At 67.7% G+C, this 16,718-nt stretch carries 15 protein-coding genes; 7 read left to right on the top strand and 8 right to left on the bottom strand.

Translation table 11 applies throughout. From position 1 onward, the window contains the following. Positions 1-16 precede the first annotated feature (16 nt). Positions 17-739 carry a hypothetical protein gene (locus AC1DIW_RS12130; RefSeq protein ID WP_478108441.1) on the bottom strand — a complete coding sequence of 241 codons (723 nt, stop codon included), beginning with the start codon at positions 737-739 and terminating at the stop codon, positions 17-19. Positions 740-973: 234 nt separating this feature from the next. Between AC1DIW_RS12130 and AC1DIW_RS12135 the strand changes: the two genes are divergently transcribed. Both AC1DIW_RS12135 and AC1DIW_RS12140 read left to right on the top strand, forming a co-directional pair. Next, entirely contained in the window at positions 974-2,251 is a 1,278-nt protein-coding gene (locus AC1DIW_RS12135; protein WP_478108442.1) for a glycosyltransferase, read from the top strand. Then, a complete protein-coding gene (locus AC1DIW_RS12140) occupies positions 2,248-3,195 on the top strand; it encodes a sulfotransferase (RefSeq protein ID WP_442277716.1) in 948 nt (315 codons plus the stop codon). Before AC1DIW_RS12135 ends, AC1DIW_RS12140 begins: the two co-directional genes overlap by 4 nt. Here the strand turns inward: AC1DIW_RS12140 and AC1DIW_RS12145 are convergent. Both AC1DIW_RS12145 and AC1DIW_RS12150 read right to left on the bottom strand, forming a co-directional pair. Continuing rightward, positions 3,177-3,356, bottom strand: coding sequence for a hypothetical protein (locus AC1DIW_RS12145; protein ID WP_478108444.1), 180 nt, complete (start codon positions 3,354-3,356; stop codon positions 3,177-3,179). The two genes, AC1DIW_RS12140 and AC1DIW_RS12145, sit on opposite strands and share 19 nt — an antisense overlap. A gap of 121 nt (positions 3,357-3,477) precedes the next feature. Next, positions 3,478-5,802: a hypothetical protein gene (locus AC1DIW_RS12150; protein WP_478108445.1), complete on the bottom strand. Its 2,325-nt coding sequence runs from the start codon at positions 5,800-5,802 to the stop codon at positions 3,478-3,480. A 696-nt stretch (positions 5,803-6,498) separates the two neighbouring features. Between AC1DIW_RS12150 and AC1DIW_RS12155 the strand changes: the two genes are divergently transcribed. Beyond that, the gene (locus tag AC1DIW_RS12155) at positions 6,499-7,521 is read left to right on the top strand and encodes a hypothetical protein (RefSeq protein ID WP_478108446.1); all 1,023 of its coding nucleotides are present in this window, start codon (positions 6,499-6,501) and stop codon (positions 7,519-7,521) included. 54 nt (positions 7,522-7,575) lie between these two features. Here the strand turns inward: AC1DIW_RS12155 and AC1DIW_RS12160 are convergent, their stop codons facing one another. The 4 genes from AC1DIW_RS12160 to AC1DIW_RS12175 all read right to left on the bottom strand — a co-directional run bounded on the left by AC1DIW_RS12160 (position 7,576) and on the right by AC1DIW_RS12175 (position 11,774). Beyond that, positions 7,576-8,001, bottom strand: a complete 426-nt coding sequence (locus AC1DIW_RS12160; protein WP_478108448.1) for an Ig-like domain-containing protein — start codon at positions 7,999-8,001, stop codon at positions 7,576-7,578. Positions 8,002-8,083: 82 nt separating this feature from the next. After that, positions 8,084-9,337: a phytase gene (locus AC1DIW_RS12165; RefSeq protein WP_478108449.1), complete on the bottom strand. Its 1,254-nt coding sequence runs from the start codon at positions 9,335-9,337 to the stop codon at positions 8,084-8,086. A 198-nt stretch (positions 9,338-9,535) separates the two neighbouring features. Next, positions 9,536-10,951 (bottom strand): O-antigen ligase family protein, encoded by a 1,416-nt coding sequence (locus AC1DIW_RS12170; protein WP_478108847.1) that lies wholly within the window; start codon positions 10,949-10,951, stop codon positions 9,536-9,538. Positions 10,952-11,327: 376 nt separating this feature from the next. Then, on the bottom strand, positions 11,328-11,774 hold the full coding sequence (locus AC1DIW_RS12175; protein ID WP_442277710.1) for a hypothetical protein: 447 nt from the start codon (positions 11,772-11,774) through the stop codon (positions 11,328-11,330). A gap of 28 nt (positions 11,775-11,802) precedes the next feature. Here AC1DIW_RS12175 and AC1DIW_RS12180 point away from each other — a divergent pair, with 28 nt between their 5' ends. The 4 genes from AC1DIW_RS12180 (at position 11,803) to AC1DIW_RS12195 (ending at position 15,126) form a co-directional block, all read left to right on the top strand. Next, positions 11,803-11,967, top strand: coding sequence for a hypothetical protein (locus AC1DIW_RS12180; RefSeq protein WP_442277709.1), 165 nt, complete (start codon positions 11,803-11,805; stop codon positions 11,965-11,967). A gap of 229 nt (positions 11,968-12,196) precedes the next feature. Further along, positions 12,197-13,141: a sulfotransferase domain-containing protein gene (locus AC1DIW_RS12185; protein ID WP_442277708.1), complete on the top strand. Its 945-nt coding sequence runs from the start codon at positions 12,197-12,199 to the stop codon at positions 13,139-13,141. Between the two features lie 76 nt (positions 13,142-13,217). Continuing rightward, positions 13,218-14,363, top strand: a complete 1,146-nt coding sequence (locus AC1DIW_RS12190) for a GumC domain-containing protein (RefSeq protein WP_442277707.1) — start codon at positions 13,218-13,220, stop codon at positions 14,361-14,363. Continuing rightward, on the top strand, positions 14,356-15,126 hold the full coding sequence (locus AC1DIW_RS12195) for a sulfotransferase family protein (RefSeq protein WP_442277706.1): 771 nt from the start codon (positions 14,356-14,358) through the stop codon (positions 15,124-15,126). The genes AC1DIW_RS12190 and AC1DIW_RS12195 overlap by 8 nt, the downstream gene beginning before the upstream one ends. Before the next feature lie 87 nt (positions 15,127-15,213). Here AC1DIW_RS12195 and AC1DIW_RS12200 read toward each other — a convergent pair whose 3' ends face one another. Continuing rightward, positions 15,214-16,716: a flippase gene (locus AC1DIW_RS12200; RefSeq protein WP_478108452.1), complete on the bottom strand. Its 1,503-nt coding sequence runs from the start codon at positions 16,714-16,716 to the stop codon at positions 15,214-15,216. Positions 16,717-16,718 lie beyond the last annotated feature (2 nt).

Raw genomic sequence — 16,718 nt, forward strand, 5'->3', positions numbered from 1 at the left:
CGGTCCCACCACGCGCTCATCGCTCGACCACGTCCAGCCACTGCGCCTTCACCAGGGCTTCGAGCTCCGCGAGGCGGTCCGGGCAGGTGTGCTCGACTCCCGTCCAGAGCGCGTCCAGCGAGTCCACGGCAGCGTCGAGGAAGCCGAGGGAGAGGAAGGCCGCATACTCCCGCTCAGGCAACCGCAGTGCGGGGGCGAGGATCGCGGTGTTGTCGATGACCTTGCTCGGACGCGGGTCGATGCGGTGCATCGACGGTTCGAGAAGGCCTCCCGAGCGGTAGAGGAGGGCCAGTCGGTGTCCACCGTCGCCGAGGTGGAGCACCCGTGGGACGAGGACGCCGGAGTCGCTGACCGTGGGGCGAGCCAGACGGCGCAGCATGATCGGCTGGCGGGCATCGAAGCCGCGCTGCTGAAACGACTCGAAGGTGCGGACCGCGCGTTCGACCCGAGCGGCGTACGCGTCGGCGACGTCCCGTGGCTCGTTCAGCACCCACGGGAAGAAGCGACGGAGCTCGACCTCACGGAACCACACCGCGTAGGGATGCTCCGCCACCGACGACACGAACTCATCCATCGACTGGCCGTCCGGTCGCGCCGCCACCGCGTCGAACAGCTGCGCCCGCACGACCACGTCGTAGCGGAACGGGCTGATCAGCCGAGCCACGTCGACGCTCTCGGTCCCGTCGCGCTTGGGCCTCCACGTCGCTGCACGGCGCACCGTTCGTCGTGCGGTTGCCACCACGGATCGTGCCACGCTGTTACGTCCCCTCCGTCGAACATCGACAGCCGGGCGTCCCCCCCGGGGTCCCTCAGAGCCGATGCTGTCCCGGCTCATTATTGATCGGCTGCCGAGCTCGCACGGGAGAACCGCAAAATGTGCTCAAGCCAGCCGAATCGGCCGACCGTTCCCCACGATTCGCGGACATCTCGGGACGGCATGTGGTCAACTGTGCGAGTTCAGAAGGGACCGGCGATGCGCATTCTTCACGTCAACAAGTTCCTCTACCGACGCGGAGGCGCAGAGGGCTACATGCTGGACGTCGCCGCCCTCCAACGGTCGGCCGGACACGAGGTCGGCTTCTTCGGCATGGACCACCCGGAGAACGAGACTCCGCAGCCCCTGGGTCGGACCTTCCCGTCGTTCGTGGAGCTGGAGCCTGCACCCAGTGGGTGGGCCGGCATCAAGGCCTCGGCGCGGATGGTGTGGTCGAGCTCCAGCGCCCGAGGGATCGAGCAGGCGATCCGCGAGTTCCGACCCGACATCGTGCACTGCCACAACATCTACCACCAGCTCTCCCCCGCCGTGCTGCGGCCGGTGAGTCGCGCCGGCATCCCGTGCGTCATGACCCTCCATGACTACAAGCTGGCCTGCCCCAGCTACCAGATGCTCGACCACGGACGTCCGTGTGATGCGTGCGTGGGCCACGGGACGTGGCACGCTGCGGCGCACCGGTGCAAGAGCGGATCCCTTGGCGGGAGTGTGCTTCTCGCGGTCGAGTCGGGACTCCATCGCGCTTTCGACGCCTACGGCCCGGTCGACGCCTTCGTCAGCCCCAGCCGTTTCCTGGCTGCGGTGATGGTGCGCCAGGGCATCGCGGAGGATCGGATCAGCGTGGTGAACAACTTCACCCACATCCCCGAGCCTGCGCAGGATCCAGTGCCCGGCGAGGGCTTCGTCGTCGCTGGACGCCTGTCGCACGAGAAGGGCGTCGACACCGCCATCCGGGCGATCGGCCGTCTGTCGAGCGCCTGCGTCCTCCACGTCGCAGGAGACGGTCCGGAACGACCGAGCCTGGAACGGCTGGCGGCCGAGGTGGCCCCGGGTCGGGTGGTGTTCCATGGCCGCCTCAGCGCGGACGAGCTCGCTCCGCTGGTGCGGCACAGCCGCGCCCTGCTCGTGCCCTCGCGCTGGTACGAGAACCAGCCGATGACCATCCTCGAGGCGTTCGCCGCCTCGACCCCCGTCGTCGTCACGGACATGGGCGGGATGCCCGAGCTGGTGGAGCCCGGCGTCCACGGTCTCGTCGTTCCCGCTGACGACGACGCCCTCCTCGCCGGAGCCCTGGCTCGCCTGGACTCGAACCCCGAGGAGGCGGTGGCCATGGGCGTCGCCGGCCGCCGTCGGCTCGAGCAGGACTTCGCTGCCGCTGCGCACCTCTCGAGGCTCGAGGTCGTCTACGACAAGGCCTCGACGCGGGCGGGTCGATCGACGAAACCGCCTGTCGCGCAACGATCGGAGACCTCCCGGTGAGCACCCATCCGGCCTCCACGAAGGTGCTCTTCGTGGCTGGCACGGGCCGCAGTGGCACGACGATCCTCAGCACGATCCTGGGTCAGCTCCCCGGTGCCATGGCCGTCGGCGAGCTCCGCTACGTCTGGGAGCGCGGCTTCCTCGAGGACCACCGGTGCGGATGCGGCCTGCCGTTCAGCCAGTGTCCCGTCTGGAGGGCCGTCGTCGACCGCGCCTACCAGGGCGCCCCGCCACCCGACCCGCTCGCAGTGTCGCAGGACCTGCTGTCCCGGCTGCGGATGATGCGCATCCCCTCGATGGTGCTGCGCCAGCTCAGGGGTCGACCGGCCGTGCCGCCGCACCCCAACGACGACACGATCGCTGCCCTCTACAGCGCCCTGTCCGAGCTCGAGCATCCCGCAGTGATCGTGGACTCCTCGAAGCTGCCGCCCTACGGCAAGATCCTCGAGCGCCTTCCCGGGATCGAGCTCTACGTCGTCCATGTCGTCCGGGACCCGCGGGCCAACGCGTTCTCGTGGCGTCGGGTGAAGGTGACTGGCGACCGCGACGACGACGACGCCACCATGGAACGGCTCGAGCTGTGGCGCTCGTCGGCGATGTGGGTCGTGTGGAACTACCTCGTCGAGTTCTGGTGGCCCGTCAAGCGCGGACGCACGGTCCGGATCCGCTACGAGGACTTCGTCGATCGTCCGCGCGAGACCGTCGAGCGCATCGCACAGCTGCTCGACCTCGACACCAGTCCGACCCCCTTCGTCGACGAGCGCAGTGTCAGGATGCAGCCGACCCACACGGTGGCCGGCAATCCCAACCGGCACGACCGGGGCCTGGTCACGCTCCGCCCGGACGAGGAGTGGCGTCGGGCCATGCCGGTGCTGCAGCGGGCTGTCGTGTCACTGTTCACGCTGCCGGGACTGCGCCACTTCGGCTACTCGGTCCGGGGCTGAGCTGCGAGGGCGGCGGCGTGGAACGCTGTCGGCGCCCCCGGCACCGTCAGCGCCGCGGCGACGGGCGTCGCCTGCACGACCTCGCTGAGCGCGCTGTCGCCAGCGCCGTTGCGAGTGAGCACGGCATACGTGCACGGCGGTATTGACTCAAGGGCATACACCGTTCCCGTGGTAGACGGAGTCCAGCTGACGTCGAAGGTCCCGGTCGCCGGAAGGTACGTCGCGAGCCGCGCCGCCGGGTAGGAGCGACCGCTCGTGTCCGTCGGCCGTGCCTCAGGGTGGTCAGGGCGTTCCGCGGAACAGGGTCAGACCCTGGGCCACCGTGTTGCGGTCACCGGCGACGGTGAAGTCGCCACCGACGAGCAGCCCCTGTGGGACGGCTGCGAAGGACCACACACCCATGGGTGAGTCGAATGCCGGGGCATAGTCGGTCAGCGCTCCGTCACTCGCTCGGAAGGCGAAGAACCTCTGCTGGGCCACCTGCGTGGGAACGGTCGGGGACTGCCAGCAGTAGCCGCCGTTGCCCTTGTCGCCGCCATGGGTGCCGTAGTAGAAGGTCCCGTTCACCTCGAGCGTGCCTTGCATGCCGCCGTTGCAGGCCGTGCTCCAGTTGAGACCGTTGGCCTTGGTCTGCGAGAGGTTGACCGCGTCCCACTGGTAGATCCAGTCGGGACAGACGTCGCCTCCGTAGAGCCGCTGCCCGTCGTCACTGAGCTTGAGACTGACGATCCAGTGGTAGATCCCACAGCTGCGGACCCCGCCCAGCTGTTTGGGCAGCACTGCCCCGGTGGCCCCGCTGAGGGCCACGACACCGTCACTCAGGGCCACGCCGTTCACGGTCTTGAAGGGCCCGGCGAGGAAGACCCGCGAGTTGTCGGGGGCGACGGCCAGGGACAGCACCATGCCTTCGTGGTACGTCGTCCCAGTGGGCCCGTTGGTGTTCGCGGTCCACGTGGTGTCGACGGAGCCGTTGACGGCCGAGATGCGGGCCGCATGCGCTCGGGCCACCGTGCCGATCTGGGTGAACTGGCCTCCGAGGTAGACGAAGCTCTGTCGCACCGCGATCGTGTAGACGTCCTTGTTCACCTTGGCCACGAAGGCCGTGTCCAGGGCTCCGGTGGTCGCATCGACCGCAGCGATCCGTTGGCGGGTGACCCCGTTGACGGCCTTGAACGTGCCGCCGAGGTAGAGCTTGGTGCGGTCCGCGCTGAGCTCCAGGTCGAGCACCATGTTGTCGGCGTCGGCCCTGAAGGTGGGATCGAGGGTCCCGGTGGCGAGATCGATCTTGGCGACGCCCCGGCGGTACTGGCCGCCGGCACTGACGAAGTCGCCGGCCATCACCGTGGTGGCACCCAGGCTGGTGAAGGTGCGGACCCGAGCGCCCGGCATGGGCAGCCACGGCGTGAGCTGCCCGGTGGCCACGGAGTAGGAGGCCGCGTCGTGGCGCAGGCTGCCCTGGCTGGTGGTGAAGACGCCACCGACGTACACCGTTCCTGCTGCGACCTGGAGGGCCTGGACCTCGACGGCGCAGGCGGGGAGGGTGTAGGTCGACTTGAGCGTGTGCGGAGCCTGGCATCCGGCCAGCGAAGCGCTGAAGCCGGTCAGCGCTCCCGCTGCGGTGTACGCGCCGACTTGCGTGCGGTTCTGTCCGGACAGCTGGCTGAACGTGCCGCCCACGAACGTCGTCCCGGTCGCCGGGTCCGTCGCGATGGCTCTGACCGTCCCGTTGGCCGAGGCCGCCCATGGCAGCACCGCACCGCCGCCGTCGACGGCGGCCAGACGGGAACGACTTGCGGTGCCACCCGCACTGGTCACGCTGGTGAAGTCGCCACCGAGCCGCACGGTGTCCTGGGCGCTCGTGGCGCCGCCCTGGACGTCCAGGGCGAAGACCGGGGCGTTCGTCTGCGCCGTGAACGTCGGGTCGGTGACGCCATCGGCCAGCTGGACCCGGGACAGGTAGGCACGGCTGGCGCCGTTGAGGGTGGTGAACGACCCACCTACGTAGACCTTGCTGCCGACCACCGCCAGGGTGTTGACCGTGGCGCTGGCCGACGCCTGCCAGGACGGGATGACGTTGCCGTCCAGACCGATGGCGGCGAGACGGGACGAGCGCACACCGTTGACCGTGTCGAAGTCCCCTCCGATGATGAGACGGTCACCTGCGACGGCGATCGACTTGACCGAGCCGGTCTGCGACTTGGTGACGCCCTTGACCGTGACGGTGGTCGTCACAGCGGTCGCCGGCCACGAACGGTCGACGCTTCCGTCGGCCTTGATGTGCACGAGGCCCTGGCGCCGCACGTCAGCAACACGCGAGAAGTCGCCGGCGAGGTAGTAGCCGCCCTTGCCGTCGGTCGCGGACGCGTTGACGGTGCCGTCGACGACGTTGGAGGACGGCACCACGGCACCCGAGCTCGAGTTGACCGTGACCGCCCGACCCGTGTTGGGACCGACGTAGTCGAACCCGCCCGCGATCCAGGCCTTGGTCCCGTTGGAGACGATGTCGACCACACGACCGTTCGTGCCCCAGAACGTGCCGTCAGCGCTCGGCGAGAGCGCCGGACCCGCGGGCAGGGCCGTCGCGGCCGACGCCACCGGCGCCGTCACCGACAGCGTTGCTGCGACGGTCAGGCTCGCCGCGGCGGCGGCAGCGAGGGTGAGTCGGACCCCTGTGGACCGATCCGGTCGCCCCCGACTGCCTGACGCGTGTCGGCCCAGTGCACGGATACGAGATGTCCTCATGAATGCTCCACAGGTAACGAGCGAGCGACGGCTCGCCTCCCCCAGGCGGTGCACCGAATGGTGCCCACCGGTCCTGCCCCCCAGGACCAACGAAAAGGACCTTAGCAACAAGGAAGAATGCGAAAAGCGCTTTGCGGAGAACACATCGCGGATATTTACGTCTCAGCACACAAAAAGTGCAGACAACTGATGCAAACACGCCCTTTCCGACCCCGCGCCTGACCGGGGAAAGGATGCGCACACTGGGCGAATACGACAAGTCGGATATGTATTGCTAAGAGGATATTTGCTCTGTCGGGGCATAAATACACCTGGCCAATTCGCGTCCTCGCGACAACTCTTTGCTGTTATTTTGCTGAGACCGCGGCACGTGCTGCCGAGGCGACCGCGGGGCGTCGCCGCTCAAACGTCTCAACTGGGGGAACTCACATGCGTACTCGACTTCCGTTTGCCGCGCTCTGTACCACCGCTTTGGTGGTGGGGGGCGCATCGGCCGCCATGGCCTCCGTCGCTCCGACCGCCGTCCGGCCGTGCGCCCAACCGAACGGGCGTGTCAGCTCCATGGCGATCAGTGGGGGGACCCTCTTCATCGGGGGCACCTTCACCCAAGTCACGGACCGGTCCGGAAAGGCCCAGGTGCGCAGCCGGCTGGCCGCGATCGACGTCGCGACCTGTGACCTGACGTCCTGGACCGCAGCCGCGAACGGCGAGGTCCTGTCGATCGCCGTCTCCGGCAGCACCGTGTACGTCGGCGGCTCCTTCACCAGCGTCGGCGGCGCAAGCCGGAGCAACATCGCGGCCCTGAGCGTCACCAGTGCACAGGTGCAGTCGTTCAGCCCCGTGATCAACAAGCCGGTGAGGGCGCTCGCCGCGTCCGGCTCCAGCCTGTACGTCGGCGGCGAGTTCGCCAAGGTCGGGGCCGCGAGCCGGTCCAAGCTGGCCGCCTTCTCCCTCGCCAGCGGCGCCCTGGACCCGGGCTGGCAGCCCAAGGCGAACGCCAAGGTCAACACCTTGGCTCTCAGCGCCGACGGCGGGAGGGTCTATGTCGGGGGGCTCTTCACCACCTTGAACGGGCAGGGCGCCTACCCCTACCTCGGCGCCGTGAGCGCCGCCACTGGCAAGAACGACTCCGGCTTCGCCCCGCACTCGCTGTTCCCGGTCCTGAAGGTCGTCGCCGACGCGCAAGGCGTGTACGTCGGCCAGGCCGGCTCTGGCGGCCACCTCCTCCTGCTCAAGCAGGACGGCACCCTGCAACAGCAGGTCTACCAGCTGGACGGCGACGTCCAGGCCGTCGCCGTCGACGGCGACTCGGTCTTCGGTGGTGGCCACTTCACCAACTACTGCGTCGGCAACACCGGCGCCGGCGCACCTTTCCTGTGTGACAAGAACCTCCCAAGGCGCAAGGTGCTCGAGGTCTCGTGGTCCGGCGGACAGGTCACCTCCTGGGCTCCCGCCCTGGACAGCCCGTTCGGCGTGCTCTCGGCCGCGGTCGACCCCAGCACCCACGACCTGTGGCTCGGCGGCGACTTCACCAAGGTTGCCGGACAGCCTGTCGCGCACCTGGCCAAGTTCTCCGCGCTGTGACCACCTCGAAAAGCCCCTGGCGCCGTAGCGACCAGGGGCTTTTCGTGGTGTGGATCAGCGTTGGAAGGTCAGGAGACCGCTGCCCGACGACCCGCCCGCGGACGCGGTGACGCTGATCTTCTCCCCGGCCTTCGGGTGCTTGTCGACGAGCTCGGCGGAGCACGATCCGCTGGAGTTCGTGACGCAGGGGTTCTGGTTGACCCGGAAGAGCGCGTCCTGGGCGTCCGAGTCGGTCCACGTCACGACGACGCCGCGAACCGGCTTGCCGCTGCTGTCGCGGACCTTCGCGGTGTACGTCTGGGTGCCGTCGGGAAGGTAGTTGAGGCACGAGTTGGGCGCCAGCTGCCGCTCGGGCTGCGACTTGGGCACCGAACAAGTCACCGTGACCCGATAGCTCGTCGCCGCCTGTGCGGGCAGCGCCATGCCGCCCCAGGCTGCCGCAGCAGCAGCCACGCTCATCAGCGCCATTCCCCTATGCATGTCCGTCTCCTCGGGATCAGGGTGGGGCCACGCCAGCCCCACCAAGTGACTTGTCGTGTATCGCTCAGAATGCGTTCCTGCCTCAGTTCCGGGGGCTGCCGGCGGTGTCGACCACCAGACCCATGGAGCTGGCGACGCTCTGCCAAGGAGTGAACTTGAAGTTGGTACCGCCCTCCGGGGCGTCCTTCCCGTCCTGGGTGACGAGCATGCCCTGCGGGTACTTCGGACCCATGTTCACGTTGATGACATCCAGGCCGTCGGTGGCGTTCACCGCGTCGAACGCCCCGCCGCCGATGGCGAGCGTTCCGAGATAGCTCGAGCCGTTGCGGCTGAAGACGGTGAAGATCGACTTCTGCTGGTTCGAGATGATGAGGTAGCCGTTCGAGGTCGTCCCAGCCCGGTAGAGGCCGATGCCCTCCAGGTCACCCGGAAGGTAGGACTCGCCATAGCTGGTCGAGGCGGCGTCGATCTTGCACTTGTCGCTCACGACGCTGTACTTCTGGCCGAACCGGGTCAGCTTGTGGACGAGCACGGGGTTGGTCAGGTCGGTGCTCATCTTCCACAGACCGACGATCTCCTGGTCGGCCCAGAGCGTTCCCGTGTCAGGGTCGACGACCATGCCCTCGGCGTGCGCCACCCAGTCGGGGTGCTTCGGGTTGAAGCAGGGTTTCCACGTCGAACCGTTCGGAAGAGTGAAGTGATCCGGCAGGCTCAGTGACGCCACGCGCTGATAGCTCACCTTGCCGCCACCGGCGTCGATGAGCACGAGCTTGGCCAGGTTGGTGGTGTTCTCCTGCGTCACGAACACCTCGCCCTTGCCGGTCGCGCGGTTGCGCCACCCAGCGAGACCGTAGGTGGTCTTGGAGTTGATCTTCTTGGTGCCCCCGAAGACGAGTGGAGCGGAGCTCGCCGTGACCTCGCTGAGCGGCGCGGTGGCGCTGGCGCCGTTGATGGCGAAGATGTGCAGCTTGTCGGTGCCGCGGTCGCTCAGCACAGCCAGATCGCGAGTGGTCCCACCGAGGTTGATGCCGTAGAGGACCTCGATGTTGTTGTAGCGACTGCCCGACGGAATCGGCACTGTCTGCACCAGCGAGCCGTCCGTCCGGTACACATCCACACCGGCCTCCTTGACGGTGCCGATGACCAGGCTCTTCGACGGGTCACTCGGATGGACCCAGAACGACGGGTCGTCCGCATCGTTCGTGCCGGCCGGTTTGCGGTCTATGGTCTCTGCCGTCGCCGTGACGGTCGACGTCGCCGCGTAGGCCGCCGGCCCCAGGGCCACGACCGCCGCCCCTGCTGCGGCAATGGCCATTCGGTGGATCTGCTTGCCCATGTCCTAACCTCCCCCTCGAGCGCCCCCGACGTGCCACCCCCCGGTGGAAGTGTGTCGACCCTCTTCGACAGACGTCCCAGGCATCGCTTCGAATTGCTCGACCATAAGGCGGCCCCGAGCCTGCGGTGGCCCATTGCTGAGAATTGGCTGAAAGTCGTCCCCTTCGCCGTATGTGTGCCGCGCGGGCGGCGGCCCCCGTCAGGCAGTCCCTGCAGACACGACACCCACATCAGGCCTGCTCTGCAGGTCGTTGGAACCCCGCGGTCCCGACGCGTAGGTACGCGAGACATACCTTGCGGCAGCGGCGAAGGCGATCAGGTACCACAGGCTCACCACGTTGGACATGACGTTGGCTGCCATGCTGTCCAGCACGAAACAGACCGCACACCCCAGCGCCCCTGCCGCAACCCCACCCTCGAGCGTGCTCCTCGGCGCTCGTTGCACGGCACGGCGCGCGTTGCCCACCAATGCGACAAGCATGCAGGTGTAGAAGGCCAAGCCGACGAGGCCGGTCTCCACATAGGCCCGGATGAAGTCGTTGTGCGGCTGCTTGGCCGCATCGGTCTGGTACTGGGTCGAGTCGAGCCCGATGCCCGTTACGGGATTGGCGTTGGCCAGAGGAATGACCTCGGTCCAGTAGTGCAGACGCCACACCAGGGTGTTCCCGGTCGGGGTCCCTTGCGGAACGCTCCCGCTGTCGAGAGTCCCGAAACGGGCAGCCACACCGGGCAGGGCGATCAGGGCGGCGACTCCGATCGCGACCAGACCTGCGATGAGGCCCTTGCGCTTCTGCACCAGGGCTATGACGACAACCCCGGCGACCGATCCGAGAATGGCTGTACGGGTCAGGGTGAGGAGCATGAACACCGACGAGAGACCCAACATCGCGACGAAGAGGAGCTTCAGCTTCGGCTTGACGTACGGATAGATCGCGATCCCGAAGACCAGGAGGAAGGCGAGGTAACGGGCGAAGGTGTTCGACTGGTTGAAGGGCCCCGTGAGCCGCGTGAAACTCCCTCGCACCTCAGAGCTGGGCGAGCCGGTCAGGATCCCGAAAAGGGTGAAGCCGAGCGGTACGAGCATGGCGCCATAACAGGTGACCAGGACCCGGATCAATGCAGCTCGGGACGTGATGAGCTGCTCGAGCACGATGAACATCATCACCACCGTGCCGATCCGGAGCACCTCGAGCACGCTTGCCTGGGGTTGGATCGACCCGACGACGCTCAGTGCACATGCGGCCAGAAATGCGAGCATCGCTGTGCGCAGCCTCGAGCCCGCGACGAGCTGGCCGCTCCGCAGACGACCCGCCAGCCAGACCACTGCCGCGAGCAGGAACAGCACACCCACGATGCTGGAGGGATCGAGTCCGCGCTGGGAGGCAGTGTTGCCGACGGCCGTCCCCGTCGAGTTCGAGCTCAGCTTCAGCAGGTCCAGGGTCGGCCGCACCGCCAGAAGGAGGAGCACGAAAGCCGAGAACCGGGTCAAGGCCAGCAACCCCAGGCCGACGGCGACCATGGCGACCACGGGAAGCACGGCCCGCGTCTTGTCGCCCCCGACAATGCTGAGGCCGCAGACCAGCGCCCCCGCCGTCACGAGCACCACCAAGGCCATCTGCAGCACGACGGTCAGCGCCGACCTTCGCGCACTGCCGGGACTCGCGTGGCGACCCTTCCGTGCCTGCGCCGGCCCTCTTGGCGCCCACTGCTGTGCGATTTGCGATGGTGACATGCTGGCCCGAGTGCTTTCCCTGTGACTGCATGGTGAGGTCGATCGAAACCTCCTGCCGGGTCCACTATGCCCCGCGGTCACGGCTTCTCGTGGTGCAACGACGGAAGTGACCCGGGCAAGTTCGCAGAGCGCGCCACCGGAACGGTCGAAATGCTTGCGGCACAATACTTCTCATGGTCCGACACAGCGAATCGACCCAGTGTCGTTCTCGACGCAGGACGGGAAGCTCCCGGTCGACGAGCGACAGCGCGCAGTCGGATCAGCAGGTCTTGGACAGGATCTGCGCACCGTTGGCACTGACCTGAATTGCATTGTCACGCAATGACACCGCTGACTGGGTGGCCTTGTCAGTGGCCGCGGTCTCCGCCGCGATCGTGGATCGAGCTGAGGCCACGGCAGCCTGGACGTTGGGCATGGATGCGAGCGTCGAGCGCTGGGCCGTTACCGCTCGCTCCACGGTCGTGGCGGCCTGCGCCAGCGCAGCGAGCTGCGCGCGTCGCGAGACGAGAGCGTTGATGACGGCGTTGGCGCTGTTGACGGCCACGCCGGCCTTGGTCCGGCCGATGCCGTTCTGCGCCAAGGCTGCCGGGCAATTACGAGGGCTGCCGTAAACGGCGGTCCGAATGGCCGTGATTGTGGCTCGGGCCTGTCCCAGTGCGACGTTGCCCGCCTGCAGCTGCTTTCGGGCGCCATCGAGCGACACCACGTTGCGCTTCTTGCTCGAGAGGTCGTCGATGGCCGCCGCCAGGGCCGCGCCGACCGCCGGACCCGGCGCCGGCGCTGTGACCGACGAGCTCGGCTTGTTGCTGGACATGGTCACGGACGGTAGCGGAGCAGTGGTCGACGTGGACTCCGTCCTCGTGACGGCTGCTGTCGAGACCGGCGCCGCGACGCCCTGACTGGACGTGCAGCCGGCCAGGGCGCAGACCGCCGCCCCCAACACCACCAGGCCGTGAGCGGCCTGCCGGGCACTCTGGCCCCCTGTGGCGCTCGCGGTGAGTTCTTGCGTTCTCGTCATGGTGCAACTCACTGGTCTTCTTCCTTGTCGGGCGGGGTGCATGCCGCGACCTGGCCCCGCTGGGACTGTAACCGTTCAGTTCTCGAGAGGTGCCCTTTCTGGAGGTTTCCGTGGAATTCGCGAATCCCCAGTGCAGCGCCAGTCCGCCGGTTAGGCTCGAAATCGCTCGAGCGGCGCCGGGTCACAAGGACCATGGGGGGAACGTGCTCGCGCCGGGAGAGATTGTGATGTCACGCCGTTCAATGGGGGCCACACTGGCTCCGCTGCGCGCGCGGCTTTCGCGCGGTGAGCGACTGCTGCCGGGATACCTGGTCGTGGGTACCAAACGAGGAGGCTCGACCTCGCTCGCCGAGTGGATCACGCTGCATCCCCAGGTGGGGCAGAGCAGGTCCGGCAAGGGCACGCACTACTTCGATGTGAACTTCGATCGTGGATTCCACTGGTACACATCGCAGTTCCCGAAACTCGACGAGAGTTTCGGGCTCGTCGGGGAGTCGAGCCCGTACTACATGTTCCACCCGCTCTCCCCGCGCCGGATTCGAGACGCGCTGCCGGATGTCAAGATCGTCATGTGCCTGCGGGATCCCGTGGCTCGCGCCTGGTCGCATCATGCGTACGAGATGGCGCGCGGGCACGAAGACGAATCCTTCGAGCGCGCTTTGGATCTCGAGGCTTCACGCCTCGAGGGCGAAGAGGCTCGGATCGTTGCCGACCCGGCGTACTCGGCAGTCCACTGGCGCTACCACGCCTACCTCCGCCGCGGACACTACGCCCAGCAGCTGCAGACCTTCCACGACCTCTTCGGACCCGAGCAGGTTCTCGTCGTCCAGAGCGAGGCCCTGTTCGCCGACCCGCACGGCCAGATGGACCGCGTCTTCTCGTTTCTCGGCCTCGAGCCGCACCGGAGCGACCAGCTCGAGCCGCGCAACGCCAACAAGCCCTACGGCGAGATGACTCCGGCGACCTTCGCTCGTCTCGTCGACTACTACACGCCCTTGAACGACCAGCTCCGCGCCATGCCCGGGATCGACTTCGCCTGGGACTATGACCGCTGAGCCCACCACCTGCACGCACCCGTGACGGACGACCGAACCGTCGACCGACATCGTTTCTCACCAAGATAGGAACACCATGGAGATCATCGATTACCTCCGCATTGCCCGTCGGCGGTGGTGGATTCTTGTCGCCGTGCCCGTACTGGCTGGGTTGGCGGCCGCCGTACTCATCCTCTCGGCACCCGCCTCGTACACCACGACCGCCACCGTGTCTTCGGGAGCGCTGGTCAGCAGCGATGGCAGCCCCTTCAGCGGGCCTCAAGGGACGGCCCAGTTCGTCGCCGCCTTCACTGCTGCCTCACAGAACCCGCAGACGCGACAGGCCGTTCAGACCCAGACCGGTGTGAGCGCTGTCGATCAGGCCGATGGCGTCGCGGTCACCCAGGTCGGAACCAGCAGCGACATCCAGGTCGCCTTCACCAGCGGGGACCGCAAGCTGTCCGCGGCTGTGGCGAATGCGACTGCCAAGGAGACCCTGAAGCACATGGTCACCGTACGTGCTGACCAGGCGGTGGCCACGCGTGATCGGGCCCAGCAGTCCGCTACGGATGCCAATGCCGCGATCGATGCCCTCGCGACGAAGTACCAGATGGCCGACCCGCCGAAGGCGTACCAGACCCAGCTCGGCCAGGTCGCGAGCCTGCAGCAGCAGCAGGCCACCATGCGAGCCAGCGGAAACGCGATCGGTGCTGCGGCCATGGACGCGCCCATCGCCGCGGCGAAGAAGGAGCTGGTGGCGTTCCTGCCGATCCTGGCGGAGTACAACGACCTCAACTCACGCCAGACCGCGGCGAGCAGCGACCTGGCGCAGGCCCAGGCAGAGTGGCGTCATGCGCTGGCGCTCAAGGCGGCCGCCACGTCTGACGGTGTCGTCTACCTCGGACCGGCGACCCCCGCGGACAAGAAGGCGACACTCGTCGCCACCCTCCCCGTCATCATCGGAGTCGGCCTGTTCCTTGCGGTTCTGCTCGTTCTGCTGATCGAGGTGACCACTCGTCTGCGGGGACGGAAGACAGCAGCGGTCGACGAGGAAGCAGTGGTTGCTGAGCACGACGAGCACGCCACGGGGCCCGACGCCCACACCATCAACGGTCACGAGCCGTTCAACGCCGACGCATCCCCGGTCGCAGGCTCGACGAGGACGCGCAGCATCGACGATCCGGACATCCTCAGTGACACCGAGCAGGAGGCTGCGCCTGAGGCGGCGAGGAGCCGTGTCTGACGGGAGTCACCAGCCCATCTTCATCGTGGGCTGCCAACGGTCCGGCACGACGATGCTCCGACTGATGCTCGACTCCCACTCGCAGATCAGCTGCGGTCCGGAGACGCGCTTCCTCGAGGACCTGGAGCGCATCGTCGGGCCGGACTGGAAGCGGCTCTCACAGTTCGGCTACTCGCAGGAGGAGTGGCTGAGGCGGATCCGCGTGTTCTTCGAGGGAATCCAGAGCGACTACGCCCGTTCGCGCGGGAAGACGCGGTGGGCAGACAAGAGCCCGCGGTACGCGTTGCACATTCCCTTTCTCCTGCAGGTCTTTCCAGACGCGCAGATCGTGCACGTGATCCGGGACGGTCGCGACGTGGCGGTCTCACACCGCAAACGGTTCGGGTACTGGTCGAGTGTCAAGTCGTCGGTGAAGTGGCCGCGCTACATCAGCGCAGCCCGCAGCGCCGGCCTGGCGCTGCCGACGGGCTCGTACTACGAGCTCCGCTACGACCACCTCGTGGGCGACACGGAGCGGACCCTGCGGTCGCTGCTCGAGTGGCTCGGTGAGGACTGGGAGCCGGAGGTTCTCGAGTTCGCGACCAAGAAGCACGATGTCCCTGAGCGCTACCACCGGCAGCTCGCTGCACGCAACCAGAAGGCCGGGACTGACGGCAGCGTGTACGCGTCGCGGGTGGGGACCTACCGCGCTGAGCTGGATCCCCTGGTCCGCAGCCTGTTCTGGTTCACCTCAAGGAGGACGCTGCGCGAGCTGGGGTACTGAGCCCACGCGAGCCCGAACCCAGGGAGAGGCGGTTCGAGCTGAACCGCCTCTCCCTGTGTGCTGCGCACTGCAATGCGCCCTCGAGGCTCAGGACAGACGGTGGCGGAGGCGGCGCAGGGCACGCACGTCCTCCGGGTGGGGTCGCAGGACCACGATGAAGGCGATGTACACCACGGCACACGCGGTCGCACCGACGACGAGGGACGTGACCCAGCTGTCGATGACGTGGTTGACCAGCACACCGGCGCCGGCAGCCGGGAGAGCTGCCAGCACGATCTTGCCGGTCGAGGCCCCGTCGGCGCGGATGCCGACGATCCTCCAGGCCTGCATGACCTTGACCGCGTTGACGATGATGATCGATGCGCTCCAGGCCACCGCTGCACCCACGATCCCCCAGCGGGGGATGAGGAGCAGGTTCAGCCCTATGTTGACGACGAGGATGAGTGCATTGTCGAAGAGGCTCAGTCCGACTCGTCCCGACATGTTGAGCACGACGCCGCACGGTCCGGCGGCTGCGCCGACGAGCTGACCACACGCGAGGATGACCGTGACGATCGCGCCCTCGGTGAACCCGCCGCCGAAGACTCTGAGCAGCTGCTGGGGGAAGACGAGCAGCACGACGAAGGCCGGCATGGACAGGAGCAGGGTCCAGCGGGTCGCGCTGCCGTAGGCCCGGGCTGCTCCGGCGTAGTCCTGGGAGTGGTGCAGGTGGGCCATGTGGGGGGCGAAGGTCGCGGTGATCGGCGGCAGGACGAAGACCGCCAGCGTGACCAGCCTCGTCGCGACGTTGTACACGCCGACCTGTCCGGCATCGGTCATCGCCCCGAGGATCAGGGTGTCGGCCCAGATCAGGCCGGTGGCGGCGAGAGCAGACGCCCAGCTGATCATCGAGAACGACATGATGTCCCTGATCGTGTAGACGGCTCGCTCCTGCGGCACGTGCTTCATCCGGAACCAGAGCGCCCCCAGGGCGAGCAGAACCGTCACCCACGACGCGATGACCAACGACCACATCGCCCCGAGGTACCCATAGCCCAGCCACAGCGCCGCGACGGTCAGGGCCAGACGTAGGACCGGGTCGAAGATGCGGCCGATGAGCGTGTACGCCTTCTGGCTCCGCCACCCCTGCGTGGCTGCCAGCGCTGCCTCCGACAGCGCGTGCGCCGGCAGCGTCAGCGCCACCAGGCGAACTCCCGTCTCCAGCTGGGCATCGCCCATCACGCGCGCAATGGTGGGCGCGAGCAGACCCAGGGCCACCGCCAGCGCGAGGGAGCCGGCGGCGGTGATCCCCATCCCGAGGCGCACCGTCCCACGCAGCCGCGACACATCCGCGTCGGCCAGGTGGATCGCGACGAAACGTGTGAGCCCGGAGCGGAAACCTGCCATCGCCAGGAGGCCGAGCAGGGAGAGCAGCGCGAAGCACTCGGCATACCGGCCGACGTCGTCCTTGCCGAGGACATGCGCCAGCAGGGTGACGATGGCGAAGAGGGCCGACTGCTGCAGGATGGCGCCCGCTAGGTTGAGCCCGCCCCCGCGGGCCATCCGGTCGCTGTCAGCGCGACGGTCCGACTTCGAAGTCGATGTCTCCACGG

This window comes from Terrabacter sp. 01T434, from assembly GCF_056398545.1.